At 62.7% G+C, this 14,359-nt stretch carries 16 protein-coding genes, 1 tRNA gene and 1 pseudogene; 8 read left to right on the top strand and 10 right to left on the bottom strand.

Annotation, left to right across the window (positions count from 1 at the left end; translation table 11 throughout):
- Window positions 1-3 precede the first annotated feature (3 nt).
- A pseudogene (gene hrcA, locus ACTTAI_RS20275) lies at window positions 4-1,075 on the bottom strand (heat-inducible transcriptional repressor HrcA).
- A 111-nt stretch (window positions 1,076-1,186) separates the two neighbouring features.
- Between hrcA and rph the strand changes: the two are divergent.
- The 4 genes from rph to hemW are packed head-to-tail and all read left to right on the top strand — an operon-like array spanning window position 1,187 to window position 4,039.
- Entirely contained in the window at window positions 1,187-1,900 is a 714-nt protein-coding gene (gene rph / locus ACTTAI_RS20270; RefSeq protein WP_444453443.1) for a ribonuclease PH, read from the top strand.
- Window positions 1,897-2,508 (top strand): RdgB/HAM1 family non-canonical purine NTP pyrophosphatase, encoded by a 612-nt coding sequence (rdgB, locus tag ACTTAI_RS20265; RefSeq protein ID WP_444453441.1) that lies wholly within the window; start codon window positions 1,897-1,899, stop codon window positions 2,506-2,508. Before rph ends, rdgB begins: the two co-directional genes overlap by 4 nt.
- Window positions 2,505-2,885, top strand: coding sequence for a RidA family protein (locus tag ACTTAI_RS20260; protein ID WP_444453439.1), 381 nt, complete (start codon window positions 2,505-2,507; stop codon window positions 2,883-2,885). Before rdgB ends, ACTTAI_RS20260 begins: the two co-directional genes overlap by 4 nt.
- Entirely contained in the window at window positions 2,882-4,039 is a 1,158-nt protein-coding gene (gene hemW / locus ACTTAI_RS20255; RefSeq protein ID WP_444453437.1) for a radical SAM family heme chaperone HemW, read from the top strand. The genes ACTTAI_RS20260 and hemW overlap by 4 nt, the downstream gene beginning before the upstream one ends.
- Before the next feature lie 3 nt (window positions 4,040-4,042).
- Here the strand turns inward: hemW and ACTTAI_RS20250 are convergent, their stop codons facing one another.
- The 6 genes from ACTTAI_RS20250 to ACTTAI_RS20225 all read right to left on the bottom strand — a co-directional run bounded on the left by ACTTAI_RS20250 (window position 4,043) and on the right by ACTTAI_RS20225 (window position 9,789).
- Window positions 4,043-4,939: a ChuX/HutX family heme-like substrate-binding protein gene (locus ACTTAI_RS20250; protein WP_444453435.1), complete on the bottom strand. Its 897-nt coding sequence runs from the start codon at window positions 4,937-4,939 to the stop codon at window positions 4,043-4,045.
- Between the two features lie 131 nt (window positions 4,940-5,070).
- A complete protein-coding gene (locus ACTTAI_RS20245; RefSeq protein WP_444453433.1) occupies window positions 5,071-7,335 on the bottom strand; it encodes a hypothetical protein in 2,265 nt (754 codons plus the stop codon).
- Complete coding sequence (gene motA / locus ACTTAI_RS20240) at window positions 7,332-8,201, bottom strand: flagellar motor stator protein MotA (protein WP_444453431.1); 870 nt, start codon at window positions 8,199-8,201, stop codon at window positions 7,332-7,334. The genes ACTTAI_RS20245 and motA overlap by 4 nt, the downstream gene beginning before the upstream one ends.
- 61 nt (window positions 8,202-8,262) lie before the next feature.
- Window positions 8,263-8,868, bottom strand: coding sequence for a MotE family protein (locus tag ACTTAI_RS20235; RefSeq protein ID WP_444453429.1), 606 nt, complete (start codon window positions 8,866-8,868; stop codon window positions 8,263-8,265).
- The gene (locus tag ACTTAI_RS20230; RefSeq protein WP_444453427.1) at window positions 8,865-9,248 is read right to left on the bottom strand and encodes a hypothetical protein; all 384 of its coding nucleotides are present in this window, start codon (window positions 9,246-9,248) and stop codon (window positions 8,865-8,867) included. Before ACTTAI_RS20230 ends, ACTTAI_RS20235 begins: the two co-directional genes overlap by 4 nt.
- A gap of 10 nt (window positions 9,249-9,258) precedes the next feature.
- The gene (locus ACTTAI_RS20225) at window positions 9,259-9,789 is read right to left on the bottom strand and encodes a flagellar basal body-associated FliL family protein (protein ID WP_444453425.1); all 531 of its coding nucleotides are present in this window, start codon (window positions 9,787-9,789) and stop codon (window positions 9,259-9,261) included.
- A 78-nt stretch (window positions 9,790-9,867) separates the two neighbouring features.
- Between ACTTAI_RS20225 and fliF the strand changes: the two genes are divergently transcribed.
- The 4 genes from fliF to fliP are packed head-to-tail and all read left to right on the top strand — an operon-like array spanning window position 9,868 to window position 13,171.
- Window positions 9,868-11,580 carry a flagellar basal-body MS-ring/collar protein FliF gene (gene fliF, locus ACTTAI_RS20220; RefSeq protein WP_444453423.1) on the top strand — a complete coding sequence of 571 codons (1,713 nt, stop codon included), beginning with the start codon at window positions 9,868-9,870 and terminating at the stop codon, window positions 11,578-11,580.
- Window positions 11,577-12,182 (top strand): FliH/SctL family protein, encoded by a 606-nt coding sequence (locus ACTTAI_RS20215; RefSeq protein WP_444453421.1) that lies wholly within the window; start codon window positions 11,577-11,579, stop codon window positions 12,180-12,182. The genes fliF and ACTTAI_RS20215 overlap by 4 nt, the downstream gene beginning before the upstream one ends.
- Window positions 12,175-12,447 (top strand): FliM/FliN family flagellar motor switch protein, encoded by a 273-nt coding sequence (locus tag ACTTAI_RS20210; protein WP_110804587.1) that lies wholly within the window; start codon window positions 12,175-12,177, stop codon window positions 12,445-12,447. Before ACTTAI_RS20215 ends, ACTTAI_RS20210 begins: the two co-directional genes overlap by 8 nt.
- Window position 12,448: 1 nt before the next feature.
- On the top strand, window positions 12,449-13,171 hold the full coding sequence (fliP, locus tag ACTTAI_RS20205) for a flagellar type III secretion system pore protein FliP (RefSeq protein WP_444453420.1): 723 nt from the start codon (window positions 12,449-12,451) through the stop codon (window positions 13,169-13,171).
- Here the strand turns inward: fliP and msrA are convergent.
- The 3 genes from msrA to ACTTAI_RS20190 form a co-directional block, all read right to left on the bottom strand.
- The gene (gene msrA, locus ACTTAI_RS20200; protein ID WP_444453418.1) at window positions 13,162-13,659 is read right to left on the bottom strand and encodes a peptide-methionine (S)-S-oxide reductase MsrA; all 498 of its coding nucleotides are present in this window, start codon (window positions 13,657-13,659) and stop codon (window positions 13,162-13,164) included. The genes fliP and msrA overlap by 10 nt on opposite strands.
- Before the next feature lie 4 nt (window positions 13,660-13,663).
- Window positions 13,664-14,110 (bottom strand): peptide-methionine (R)-S-oxide reductase MsrB, encoded by a 447-nt coding sequence (gene msrB, locus ACTTAI_RS20195; RefSeq protein ID WP_444453417.1) that lies wholly within the window; start codon window positions 14,108-14,110, stop codon window positions 13,664-13,666.
- A 92-nt stretch (window positions 14,111-14,202) separates the two neighbouring features.
- A tRNA-Lys gene (locus tag ACTTAI_RS20190) sits at window positions 14,203-14,278 on the bottom strand.
- Window positions 14,279-14,359 lie beyond the last annotated feature (81 nt).

Raw genomic sequence — 14,359 nt, 5'->3', positions numbered from 1 at the left:
CGGTCATCCGTTCACCCCTTTGCCCCGGCCGGCCAGCATGCGCCCGACCAGTTGCGCCGTATAATCCACGATCGGCACGATCCGCCCGTAGTTGAGCCGGGTGGGGCCGATGACCCCCACCGCGCCGATGATCTTTCGATCCGCGTTCATATAGGGGAGAGACCACCAAAGAGGAACCCGAAAGTGAGAAGAGTTTGTTCTCGGACCCGATAAAAATGCGCACGCCTTCGCCTTCCTCGGTCAGATCGAGGAATTCGGCGATGTCGCGTTTGCGTTCCAGATCGTCGAAAAGCGTGCGGATCCGGTCCAGATCACCCTCGGGCTCCAGCAGATTCGACCGGCCCCGCACGATCAGCCGCTCCCAGGGCTCGCCCTGATCGGCCCATTGCGCCAGACCGCTTTCGACCATCTCGGCCGCCAGCGCATCCAGTTCCTGCCGCCGCGCGGAGATTTCCACGGCGATTTCGCGGCGCAGATCCGAAAGCGTCTTGCCCTCGGCCAGCGCGTTCAGAAAATTCGCCGCCTCGCGCATCGAGGAGGGCGTCTGCCCCGCAGGCGGGGTGAAGACGCGGTTTTCCACCTGACCATCGGCCATCACCAGCACCACCAGCGCCCGGTCCGGCGCCAGCGAGACGAATTCGATATGCCGGATCGGCGCCTCGGTCTTGGGCGCGAGCACAAGGCTCGCCCCATGCGTCAGCCCCGAGAGCGCCGAACCCACCCGATCGAGCAGCGAGCCGACATCGGGTTCCGCCGCGCCCACCGTGGCCTCAAGCGCGGCACGGTCGGTCGCCTGAACCTCGCTCACCTCCATGAAGCCATCGACGAACATCCGCAGCCCCATCTGCGTCGGCACCCGCCCGGCGGAGACATGCGGGCTGCCCAGAAGCCCCAGATATTCCAGATCCTGCATCACGTTGCGGATCGTCGCCGCCGACAGCTTCTCGCTCATCAGCCGCGTCAGCGAGCGCGAGCCGACCGGATCGCCGGTTTCGAGATAGCCTTCGACCACCCGGCGAAACACCTCGCGGGAGCGGTCGTTCAGATCGGAGATCAACTGGTTCTGGTTTGTCATGGCCACGCTTCGCATTATTGCGGGGAAAGCTTTTCCGTCAATCGTGCCTTCGGGGTTGCATCGGGTCTTCTGCCGTTTCAAATGGGGTCAAATCCAGCGAAAGGACAGCCCATGCGCCCCTCTGGCCGCAATCTTGCCGACATCCGTTCCATTTCCATCGAAACTGGCGTGACGAAACATGCCGAAGGCTCGGTGCTGATCAAGATGGGGGACACCCATGTTCTGTGCACCGCGACGATCGAGGACAAGGCGCCCTCGTTCCTCAAGGGCTCGGGCCTTGGCTGGGTGACGGCGGAATACGGGATGCTGCCGCGCGCGACGAATTCGCGCAACAAGCGCGAAGCGGCCGCGGGCAAGCAATCGGGCCGCACGCAGGAAATCCAACGCCTGATCGGCCGGGCGCTGCGGGCGGGGATCGACCGGTCCGCGCTGGGCGAGCGGCAGATTGTGGTGGATTGTGACGTGCTGCAGGCCGATGGCGGCACCCGCTGCGCTTCGATCACCGGCGGTTGGGTGGCGCTGCGTCTGGCGGTGAACAAGCTGCTGAAATCGGGGCTGATCGTGTCCGATCCGATCATCGATCATGTGGCGGCGATTTCCTGCGGCATCTATGCGGGCCAGCCGGTGGCCGATCTGGATTATGCCGAGGACAGCGAAGCGGGCGTGGACGGCAACTTCATCCTGACCGGGCGCGGCCGTCTGGTCGAGGTGCAGATGACCGCCGAGGGCTCGACCTTCTCGCGCGAAGAGATGGGGAAATTGCTCGATCTGGCCGAGGCCGGGGTGGCGCAGCTGGTGGCGGCGCAAAAGGCGGCGCTTGCATGAGGGCTTTCACCGAAAAGCGTCTGCTGGTGGCGACCCACAACAAGGGTAAGCTGGCGGAAATGCGCGATCTTCTGGCCCCTTACGGGGTCGAGGTCGTCGGTGCGGGGGAAATGAACCTGCCCGAACCGGCGGAAACCGAGACGACCTTTGTCGGCAATGCCCGGATCAAGGCGCATGCGGCGGCCAAGGCGACCGGGTTGCCCGCGCTGTCCGATGACAGCGGGATCGAGGTCGACGCGCTCGATGGCGCCCCGGGTGTCTACACCGCGGATTGGGCGGAAACGCCGAATGGCCGCGACTTCGTGCAGGCGATGACCCGGACCTGGGCGGAATGCGAGGCGAAGAACGCCCCCTTTCCGCGCAAGGCCCGGTTCCGTTCGACGCTGGTTCTGGCCTGGCCCGATGGGCACGACGAGGTCTTCGAGGGCAAGGCCGAAGGGCAGCTTGTCTGGCCGATGCGCGGTGCGCAGGGGCACGGCTATGACCCGATGTTCCAGCCCGAGGGGTTCGAGATGACTTTCGCGGAAATGGACCCCGCGCAAAAGAACGAGATTTCCCACCGTGCGGATGCGTTCCGCAAATTCGTCAAGGTCATGGAGGCAAAATGACTCGGCAGAACATCTCGGGCGGCTCGCCCTACGAACCGAAGCTTGGCTATTCCCGCGCCGTGGTGCAGGGCGACTGGTGCTTTGTCGCGGGCACGACCGGCGTTGACCCGGTGACGAAGACCTTCCCCGATTCGGTGCTGGAGCAGGCGCAGAACACGCTGGCCACGATCAAATCGGTGCTCGAAGGCGCGGGCTTCGCGCTCGAAAACGTCGTGCGGGCGAATTACATCATCACCGATGCCGCCTATATGGAGCAGATCATCCCGGCGCTCTCGACCACCTTCGGCGAGATCCGTCCGGCGGCGACGATGATCGTGGCGGGTCTGGTCAATCCGGCGATGAAGATCGAGATCGAAGTCACGGCGTTCAAGGGATGAGCGACGATTGGCGGCACGGGGGCTTCGGCCTATACGTTCACTGGCCCTTTTGTGCCGCCAAATGCCCCTATTGCGACTTCAACAGCCATGTGGCCGCCACGATCGATCACGACCGCTGGCTGCGCGCCTATCTGTCCGAAATCGACCGGATCGGCGCCGAAACGCAGGGGCGCGTGCTGAACACGGTGTTTTTCGGCGGCGGCACGCCGTCCCTGATGGCGCCCGAGACGGTGGCGGCGGTGATCGACCGGCTGCGCGCCACCTGGCCCACCGCGAATGATCTGGAAATCACGCTCGAGGCCAACCCGACCAGCATCGATGCGGGCAAGTTTCGGGCTTTTGCTCAGGCCGGAGTGACGCGGCTCTCGATGGGCATGCAGGCGATGGACGATGAAAGCCTGCACCGTCTTGGCCGGATGCACAGCGTGGCCGAGGGGCGGGCGGCCTTTGACATCGCCCGCGCGCATTTTCCCCGCGTCAGCTTCGATCTGATCTATGCGCGGCAGGGGCAAAGCCTAGACGACTGGGCGCGCGAATTGCGCGGGGCGCTCTCGATGGCGGTCGATCACTTCTCGCTTTATCAGCTGACGATCGAAGACGGCACCGCCTTCGGGCGGCTGTTCGCGGCGGGCAAGCTGCGCGATCTGCCCGAAGATGATCTGGCCGCCGATATGTATCTGAAAACGCAGGAAATCTGTGATGCGGCGGGGCTGCCCGCCTATGAGGTCTCGAACCACGCGCGGCCCGGCGCCGAGTGTCGGCACAACCTCGTTTACTGGCGCTATGGCGATTATGCCGGGATCGGCCCCGGCGCGCATGGGCGGTTGACCCTTGGCGGCGTCCGTCACGCGACCGAGGCGCCGAAAGCCCCTGCCGAGTGGCTGGACCGGGTCGAGCGTCGGGGCAATGGCGAGATGCCGCGAGAACCGCTTGACCGGCAGGAACAGGCGACCGAATTCCTGCTGTTCGGCCTGCGGCTGGCCGAGGGGATCGACCCGGCCCGCTATGAACGCCTCTCGGGGCAGGCGCTGCCCGCGCAGGCCCTGACCGATCTGGAGGAAATGGGGATGATCGCGCGTGACGCGGGGCGCGTCCGCGCCACCGCACAGGGGCGTGCAGTGCTCAATGCGGTGATTCGCGCTTTGATGCCCTGAGGCTCAGGGCTGGAAATCGCCCTCGGCCGCCAGCAGATCGGCCCAGCCCTCCGCCCCCGACATCCGCACGATCAGCTGACCGGCTTCGCCGAAAGCATCGACCGACCCGTCGGGATGGGCCCAGACTTCTGCCATGTGATCCATGCGCAGATGCAGTTCCAACCCCGGGTCAAGGACGTTGATCCAGGGGCCTGTTTCCAGCACCCGCACGATCAGACCGGAATGCCGCTCGATGCAGCCGGGATTGCCCACGGCGAATTGCACCGGCACGGCAAGCTCGGCGGCGCGATACATCAATCGTTCGACCGATCCTTTGGAGAGATGGCGGGCTGGAGTATTGCCAAGACGCAGATCCGCGAGACGGCTCAAATCCCCCCAACCATCGACCGAATGACCCGCCGGGCTGGGATCGAAGCTTTGACTCTGATCTTCGATCCGCAGCGACGCGATCAGTGGCGCCCAAGCGGAAGCGTTTGTTTCGGTGCGCAGGTGGATCTTGTGCACCGCCTCACCCGCGGTATCAAAGATCTGGATCGAGCGTTTCGGCCCCTTTGGTGTGGCCTCATCAAAGGCAAAAGCATGCTGCCAATGCGGGCGGAACATCTCGATCTCGATTGGCGGATTGACGATCCGGGGCGAGTCTCCAGACTGATACTGGTCATAACAACCGACTTTTTCCAGCACGCAACTGTCGTTGCGGGTCAGGGCCATCACCTGACCGAGTGCCGCCAGACCGGGCATGATCCGGTCTGGATCCGCCACAATCCGGGTGCCAGTCACTCCAACGAAAGCGGCGCAAAGCGCGGCTTCGGTGATGCCAAGATCCTCTGCGAAATCACGTGCATAGACCCGCGGCTTCTTGGCGCGCGCGGTGCGGATCTGCTCTGGTGTCATGGTCATCTTGGCGCTTCCCTTGATCGACGGTCGCTCGACCCAAGTGCTAGCCCAGAGCGGCGCGGGCGGGAAGACCAGCTTTCCCGGCAAAGCGGGGGCGCGGCAATTCGTATCCATGACGAACCTGCCGCTCCGGGTCAGGGGGTTTTGAGCTCTTCCATCAGCTTCGCAAAAGCATCGCGTTCAGACTGACTCTGCGTGATGAGTTGTTGCGCTTCCGCCAATGGGCCCAGCGGGACGATATCCCGCGGGTCCGCGGGTGGTTTCGTCTCCGGTGCGAAGAGTTCGACGAATCGCTTCTGCGTCTCCGAGCCCTCCTTGGCAACGAAATTCCAGTTCCCTGCGCGCCAGGCTTCCTCGATCTGTGCCTGCGATTGGCCTGCCTGTGCGAATTCGCCCTCGGCCGTGTCGTGATTGCCAATCATGCTCATGGCTTCGCCACGCATTTTCGAGGCTTCTTCGCCCGGAAGGTCGCTCAGGTAGGAATAAGCTGCCGCCGCATCCCGCCCCACCAGAGCCGCCCGCGCCAGGGCAAGCCTGCCCTTCGGGCTGCGCCGGGTTTCCGCAGCCAGAATATCCCGCGCCGATTGCGAGAAACCGGTGTTCGAAAGTCGATCGGCGAGCGTCAACTGGACCTCTTCCTGAAGGTTGGCGGGGTCAAGCTCGTCACGATGCCGGAAAAAGGTTTCGATGAAGATGCTGTCGCTCGGAACCTTGCCAAGCAGATTGGCAAGATCATTTCGGGTCGATTTCTCAAGATCCCCGAAGTTCTGCGAGTCCCAGTTCGCGAGGGCGCGGAAAGCGTCATCGAACCGGGCCGTCGACCCCATGCCCAGAATCTCCGCCCGGACCAGCCGGGCTCCGGTTTCCGAGCCGCGCATCTGCAACCCAAGCGCCCCGGCATTGTCGACATCTGCGGTCGGAATGGCCACGCCTTCAGACAGTTTGACTTCAATCGACTTGATCAGCGCTTCGGCCGCTTCGGGCGTATCCGATTGCGCCAGCCCGTCAAGCAGGCGGGTCGCCTCTTCTTTGCGACCGGCGCTCAGCTCGATCTGAGCATCGATTTCATCGAGCGCCCGTTGATCCGATTTGGGGGCACGGGCCAGCATCGAGCGAACAGTGGTGGCAACGTCTGGTGCCCCCATTTCGATCAACCGGGCACTGAGCGGTGGTCCGACCAGAGCGCGAATATTCGGGGGAAGGGCAGAATAACTGCGCAGAACCGCGCCGAAGTTCACATCCTCCTTCCGGGGTGTCTCGGGGCTTGCCAGAACCGACCAGAGTGCCACCTTGCCATCACAGGCGCTCAACCCGATCAGGGACTTGTCCGAGGCCGGGATCGGATTTCCATCGACGATATCGGCCATGGTTGGCAGGGGGCCAGCCTCCGCCGGGGGAATGCCGAAAGCACGCAAGGCCGCCTTGGCTTCAAGGCCGAAGCCATATGCGATATAGACCTGCGCCAGATGAATCACGGCCTCCGGACGGGGGCGATCGAATTCGCCGACAAGGTCGCGTCTTGCCTCCGTCAGTTGTTCTACCACCGGTTTGTCGGTCTGCCAGGACAGCACGTCGAATTCCGTGTCGGACGGGCAGCTGTGCCCCGAATCGGAAAGCTGATGCCTCGCAATTGTCGCTGCCATGTCACGATCGACGACGGTTTCCGATTGCAGCGGCAAGGATACGCCTTCCTGTTTCGGTGTTTCTGCTGCGGCATGCTCGGTCGGGGGCTCTTCTTGTGGTTTCCCGGGGGCTTCAGGAGCGTGTTTCGGCAACTCCATCGTGATCAGACCTTGCGAGGCGGCCCGCCCGAGCTGATCGACCAGATCGCGCTCGGCTGCTTGTACCCGCGCGTCGGGCAAGGCCAGTGGCGAGGCCACCTGCACCGGCTTTTCGCTTGGAATCTGTACCACGGGGTCCGGGGTTTCCGGTTGAGCCGAGGGGGCAGGCTTTGACCAGTAAAGATCCAGATAGCCGCGATTTGGCGAGGGAACAAAACTGGGTTTAACCGGTGTGACCGGCACCGCTTTATCGGGCTCGGCGCCGTCCACGATGTCGATCACCGCTGCCCCGATTGGCAACGGGAAAGATTCAAGGTGAACCGAAGGCGGGGTCTCGATGAAAACCGAGCGCGCATCCACATCCGGCGAGATCGAGAGCACGCGCGTTTTCGGAATGAGATCGAAAACGCGCGAAAGATCAAAGCGGTTCTCTCGGCTGGGTGTTGTCAGGCGATATCCGCCATCGACACGCTCGGTTGTCCATGCCGTACCGGGAGGCAGCATGAACACCAGACGGGAAAAGTTCTCATGTTCGCCGGAACGCACCGCGATCTGCTGAGCCGGGACCGGGGAAGCCGCAAACAGCAGCGCCCAGACAGCCAGAATGAACCGGGTCATGCAGCCTCCGATTTCACCGCCTTGAGCGCCTCTTCGAGTTCCGAGAAACTGGGGCGGATGTGATGCGGCGTATTCTGACGCCCGACCTCGATGCAGATGTTGGTTGCGTGGTTGTGAAGGTTCGCCACCAGAACTTCCCGGATCAACTTGTAGAAATGCGCATCCTCGTCGACCACGCCCTTGATGCGTGTGGCGAAGGGCGCGATGAAACCGTAAGCCATGAACACGCCGAGAAAAGTCCCCACGAGCGCGTGACCGATCATGCCACCAAGAACTTCGGGCGGTTGGTCGATCGAACCCATTGTCTTGATCACGCCGAGCACGGCGGCAACGATGCCGAGGGCGGGCATGGCGTCGGCCACGGACTGGATCGCATGGCTCGAATGCATCGCGTGGTGATAATTTGCTTCGAGCTGCTTTTCGAGCACCTCTTCGACCTGGTGGGGGTCGTCGTAGTTCATTGACGCCGACCGCATCGTGTCACAGATCATTTCCACTGCCGCATGATCCTTCATGATTTTCGGGTACTTTCCGAAAATAGAAGAATTTTCAGGGGCTTCGATGTGCTCTTCGATAGCGACGGGATTCTGTCGGGCCAAACGGATCAGCTCGAAGAGCAGGCATAGAAGATCCCGATAATCTGCGGGTTTCCATTTCACGCCTTTGAACACCAGGCCCATGTCTTTGACCGTGTGCTTGATCGCGCCCATGTCATTGGCGAGCACGAAGGAACCCACTGCCGCGCCGCCGATGACGATCATCTCGAAGGGTGTTGCCTCGATCACGGGCTCAAGATTGCCCCCGCAGGCGACATATCCTCCGAACACCATGACGAAGATGATGATGATACCTACAATCCCCAGCATGGGTGTTCTCCATCCATTTCCGGCGATACTGCCAGAGGTCGCTTAACAAATGCTCTTCGGATCAGTTTTGGGGGGCGCCAGCATTGCGGCCAGCCATGATGACACTGATCGTATAGGCGACCTTCGGGTCGAGTACGGCCATGATCGCGGCTGAGGATTCAGGGCGCATGCGCGACAGAAATCCGGCTGCAAAATCAGGTGCCATGGTCGAAAAAAGCGGCGCCGCTTCCTTGGGCTTCATGTTTTCGTAGACGGTCACCAGTCGGGTGACGTCCTCGTCCGCGCCCTTGTCTGCGACTTCAACAGTTTGTGACAGGTTCTTCTCCGCCTCAACCAAAGAGGCGAGGCGCTGCTCGATTCGCTTCTCGGCCAGTGCCAGAGCCTGCGACCGGTCCGAGACGACCTTTTCGCGCTCGGCGAGTTTCTTCTCGCGATCCTGGACTTCGGTCAGCATCTTCATGAGACCGGGTTCGGTCACACAATCGGATTTGGTCTCCGCGGATGCCGTTTCCGTCCCAGAGGTGGCTGCGACTGCCTCTGCGATTCCCGTGCCAAATCGCACTACCGCCGATCCGGCGAACAGCGCCGCGATCAGCATCAACGAGCCGCGTCCGAAGCGACGCCGCGGCTTCTTCACGGTTTGAGCCGGAGGTTTCGGCGCTTTCATTCCGCGGCCTCCAGCGAGGACGGACGGACCCGACGCCGCAAAACGCGATGGCGCTGCGGTTCCGGTTCCGGCATCGGGGCGGGCTCCGCTGCGCGTTCTTGCTCCTCCTGCATCGACGCGAGAATCAATTCCAACCGCTGCGCGCCTTGTTCGGCGCGTTCCGTCAGGTTGCGCAGTTGCTCCGCCGAAGCTCCGGCCGTGGCTTGGGCCCGGTTCAGGGCTTTCGTCATGTCGTCAACCTGCGCGGATAGAACGGCAATCGCCCCTCCCATCCCGCTTTCAAGCTGGTTGAAACGCTTCAGCCTCCGCGCGAGCACCATGCAGTAGATGCTTGCGCCCAAGGCGCCGAGCCCCATCAGAATATCTGCGATCAGCTGCATCTTGCTCTCCCTAGTTCATCACGAATTCGACGATGAGAAGGTCGTTCACCTTGCCTTCTCCAACCACGATCTGGACCCGGCGCAGCATTTGCGCGCGCAGGCGCAGCAGCGCTGCGGGGTCTTCGAGATCCTTCATTTCGACGGCCCGCAGGAAGCCGTTCAGCACGTCCATCACCCGCGGTTTCAGGGCCTCGACCTCGGCCTGATGCGCCGGGGCGACTTCAAGCTGGGCCGAGAATCGCAGGTGCCGTGCCTTGCCGTCATTCAGCGAAATCACCATCGGGTCGAGTGCCACGAAGGCAACTCCGGGCAGGGCCGAGCCGCCTTCGCCCCCTTCGCCATGTTCACCGCCCCCTTCGGCTGCGGCAGTAGCCTCTCCGCCGGATTCGGCCGCGTGCTCCGCCGATCCGAAGATCAAGCCGGAATACATCGCGTAAAACGAGCCGCCACCGAGCAGGAGCATCAGCACCAGCCCGATGAGAATCGGCAGTTTTGATTTCTTCTTTGGCGCTTCTTCGCCTTCGGTTGCTGGCTCTGCCATGGCGGTCCCCGATTTCTTCGATCCACCAAGCTATACCCCTGCACCCACTAACCGATTGTTAAGGGCGATCGGAGAAAGATGCGCAGGACGACGGGGCAGAAGTCCGCTCGAAGGAGGTGCGTCTTGCAGCAATTGATCGCCTTATGGCAGGGGTTGGACACGACGCGACGCGTGCTTGTGGCCGGTGCAACGATTTTCATGTTTGCGGCCATTTTGGCACTATCGAGCTTTGCGTCTCGCTCCGATATGGCGCTGCTTTATGCCGGGCTCGAAGCGCAGCGGGCAGGGGAAGTGGTGACTGCGCTCGAAGCGCGTAATGTTCCTTATGAGGTTCGGGGCGATTCGATTTATGTGGAGGCCGGGCGGCGCGACGAGTTGCGCATGGCTCTGGCTGGCGAGGGGCTGCCTGCGACGGGCGGGTCGGGCTACGAACTGCTTGATGGCCTTTCGGGCTTCGGAACGACCTCGCAGATGTTTGACGCGGCCTATTGGCGCGCGAAGGAAGGCGAGCTGGCGCGGACCATCGTCTCGAACCCGATGATTCGGTCGGCGCGGGTGCATATTGCGGCGCCCACGGGGCAATCTTTCCGCAAGGAGAGCCATCCGACGGCATCAGTCACCGTGGTGACGGCCGCGGGCGGTCTGTCTCCGACGCATGCCAAGGCCTTGAAATTCCTTGTTTCCTCTGCGGTCCAGGGAATGACTCCGGATGATGTGTCGATCATTGACTCCGTCGCGGGGCTGATCTCGACCGGTGATGACGCCTTCAACCCCGCGGCGAACGATCGCGCCGAGGAACTGCGCAAGAATGTCGAGCGGCTGCTTGAGGCGCGGGTCGGATACGGCAATGCCGTGGTTGAGGTCTCGGTTCAGACCGTGACTGAGCGTGAAGCGATCACCGAAAAACGGATCGAGCCGGACAGCCGGGTGGCGATTTCGACCGAGACCCAGGAAAAATCAGCGAAATCCGACGATACTAAGCCGGGTGCTGTAACGGTGGCGTCGAATCTTCCGCAAGGTGACGCCGCGAATGGCGGGAAGTCGCAAAGCCAATCCTCGGAAACGCGAGAACAAACCAATTTCGAAGTGTCGGAAACGACTCGGGAGGTCGTGCGTGCTCCGGGGGACATCCGGCGGTTGACCGTGGCCGTGCTGGTGGATGGCGTTGAGGGCAAGGATGCCAATGGCGTGACCGCGATCACGCCGCGCACCGATGAAGAACTGGCGGCCCTCAAGGAATTGGTGGCCTCGGCTGTCGGCTTCGACGAAAAACGCGGCGATGTGATCACGATCCGCTCGATGGCCTTTGAGCCTCTGGCCGAAACCGGCATCGAAGCCAAGAGCAGCCTGTTCGCCTCGGCGCCGCTTGATGCGATGCAGCTTATCAAGATCGGGGTTCTGGCCGTTGTGGCGCTGATCCTTGGCCTCTTCGTGATGCGCCCGATCCTGGCGCAACGCGCAGCCGCTGCCGAAGCGGAGCGGGCGATGAATCTGCCGGGCGGTATGATCGGATCTGATGAAGGCACCGGCCGCGCCTTGACGGGCGAGATCGCCGATGGCGACATGCCGATCGGCGCGATGAACGTGGTCTCCGACTTCGATCTGGGTGACATGCCGATGTCGCTATCGATGGGCACGGGCAACTTTGGCGAGATGGGGGCTGGCGTTGGCGGTGGCTCGGATCAACCTCTCGACCCGGTGGCGCGCCTGAAAAAACTGATCGAGGAGCGGCAGGCCGAATCGGTCGAGATCCTGCGCAGCTGGATGGATGAGGCGGAGGAACGGGCATGAACCGGACCAGGATCAGGCTGGAATCCTTCGAGGCCGAACCGGCCCCGCCGCCGCCGCCGCAGATCGAGATCGATCCGAGCGTCTTCGAAGAAGAACGGCTGGCAGCTTTCGAAAAGGGCTACACCGCGGGCTGGGACGATGCCGTGGCCGCGCAGGAGGCTGAAGGCGTGAAGCTGCGCTCGGATCTGGGGCAAAACCTGCAGGAGCTGTCCTTCACCTATCACGAGGCGCGGCAGGAGATCTTGATGGCGCTGCGGCCGCTTCTGGTCGACATCGCCGCGAAGCTGCTTCCGGCGATGGCACGGCAGACGCTGGCACAGATCGTGGCCGAGCAGCTGCAGCCGTTGGCCGAATCGGCGACCTCGGTGCCGATCACCATTCTGGCGAGCCCGCTCAGCCTGCCGGTGATCGAGGAGGTTCTGGGCAACCGCTCCAGTCTGCCACTTGTTTTCGTGGGCGATCAGACCCTTGGCGAGGGTCAGGTCTATCTCAAGTTTGCCGATACCGAGACCCGGATCGACCTCGACGGGGTGATCCGCCTGATCGCGGAAGCGATCGACACCTATTTCAGCGCCAGCCAGCAGGAGGCCGCTCATGGATGACACCCCCCAGTCCAGCAACCCGTTCTCGCAAGTGCCGATCGAGATCACCATTTCGGTGGGCAAGGCCCGGCCGCTGGTGCGCGACCTGTTGCGGATGAAGCGCGATTCGATCCTGCCGCTTGATCGTCGGGTCGAGGATCCGGTCGAGCTTTACGTCGGTGACAAGCTCATCGCCCGCGGCGAGCTGACCGAGATGGAGGGCGATTCGAACGGCCAGTTGGCCGTGCGCCTGACCGAGGTCGTCGATTTGCAGAACGGGCTCTGACATGCGCGTTCTTGCCCTTGCATTAACGTTAATGATCTTTGCGGCGCCGGTCGGCGCGCAGGAGATCACGCTCGACATGGGCGGGAACGGAAGTCTGACGAATTCTTCGCTGATCCTGATCGCGGGCATCACACTTTTGAGCCTCGCGCCGGGGCTGGCGATCATGGTGACCTGCTTTCCCTTCATCGTCACCGTGCTCTCGATCCTGCGTCAGGCGATGGGGCTGCAGCAATCGCCGCCGAACATGCTGATCATCAGCCTGGCGCTGTTCCTGACCTGGTTCGTGATGGAGCCGACCTTCATGGCCAGCTATCAGGCCGGGATCGAGCCGCTGATCGCGCAAAAGATCGACATCATCACTGCGTTCGAAAAGGGCGTCGAGCCGTTCCGCATCTTCATGGCGGGCCGCACCGATCCCGAGACCTTCACCCAGCTTGCCGCAATTCGCGAAGGCGCGGACTACACCGGCACCGCGCGCGAAGCGCCGCTGTCGATCCTTGTGCCGTCCTTCATGCTGTCGGAAATCACCCGCGCCTTCGAGATCGGCTTTCTGGTCTTCCTGCCGTTCCTGATCATCGACCTCGTCGTCTCGGCGATCCTTATGTCGATGGGGATGATGATGGTGCCACCCGCCGTCGTGGCCCTGCCGTTCAAGCTGGCCTTCTTCGTGGTGGCGAACGGCTGGGTTCTGCTGTCCGGTGCCCTGGTGCGCAGTTATTCCTGACGCTTCGGCAGCACCCAGTTCGGGCGGATCCGGTGGCAGGTATAGCCGTTCGGGATCCGCTCCAGATAATCCTGATGCTCCGGCTCGGCCTGCCAGAACGGCCCGGCCGGGGCGACTTCTGTCACCACCTTGCCCGGCCAGAGGCCGGAGGCATCGACATCGGCGATGGTGTCGCGGGCGATGCGTTCCTGCTCGGCATCGGTGAAGAAGATCGCCGAGCGGTAGGACAGGCCGACATCGTTGCCCTGCCGGTTCAGCGTCGTCGGGTCGTGGATCTGGAAGAAGAATTCGAGCAGCCGCCGAAAGCTGATCTGTGCCGGATCGAAGGTGATCTCGATCGCCTCGGCATGGGTGCCGTGATTGCGGTAGGTGGCATTCGCGACATCGCCGCCCGAATAGCCGACGCGGGTCGAGATCACGCCGGGCAGCTTGCGGATCAGATCCTGCATGCCCCAGAAGCAGCCGCCCGCCAGAATCGCCTTTTCCATCGTCTCACTCCTCCAGCTCTGCCAGCCAGTCGCCGTAACCCTCTGCTGCCATGCGATCTTTCGGGATGAACCGCAAGCTGGCCGAGTTGATGCAATAGCGCAGCCCGCCGCGATCGCGCGGGCCATCGGGGAAGACATGGCCGAGATGGCTGTCTCCGTGGGTCGAGCGTACCTCGGTCCGGATCATGCCATGACTGACATCGCGATGCTCGGTCACATGCGCCTCTTCGACCGGTCGGGTGAACGAGGGCCAGCCGCAGCCGCTCTCGAACTTGTCGCGTGAAGAAAACAGCGGCTCGCCCGACACCACATCGACATAAAGCCCGGGTAGGGTGGTGTTCCAGAATTCCCCGGTAAAGGCGCGCTCGGTGCCGCTTTCCTGCGTGACGCGGAATTGCTCCGGCGTCAGTCGGGCCAGCGCTTCGGGGGTCTTGCGATATTTCTTGTCCATCTTTCAGCCTCCTGCGGCCCAGATGGTCCGAGGGCGCAAAAAGTCCAGCCCCCGAAGGGGTTGTTTCTTTTTTCGATCCGCGGGGAGAGTGATGGTGAGCCGTGCAGGATTCGAACCTGCGACCCGCTGATTAAAAGTCAGCTGCTCTACCAACTGAGCTAACGGCCCATCACTGCGGCGCTCTCTAAAGGCCTGCGTCGGGGGGGTCAAGGGCCAAAGCGCGAAAAAATCGCAGCTCTGGAAAAAACT

Origin of the sequence: Rhodobacter capsulatus (genome assembly GCF_052363175.1) — a bacterium.
Taxonomy (GTDB): Bacteria; Pseudomonadota; Alphaproteobacteria; order Rhodobacterales; family Rhodobacteraceae; genus Rhodobacter; species Rhodobacter capsulatus_D.
The sequence above is the reverse complement of the archived record's forward strand: the minus strand, read 5'-3'. Positions and strand labels throughout refer to the sequence as shown.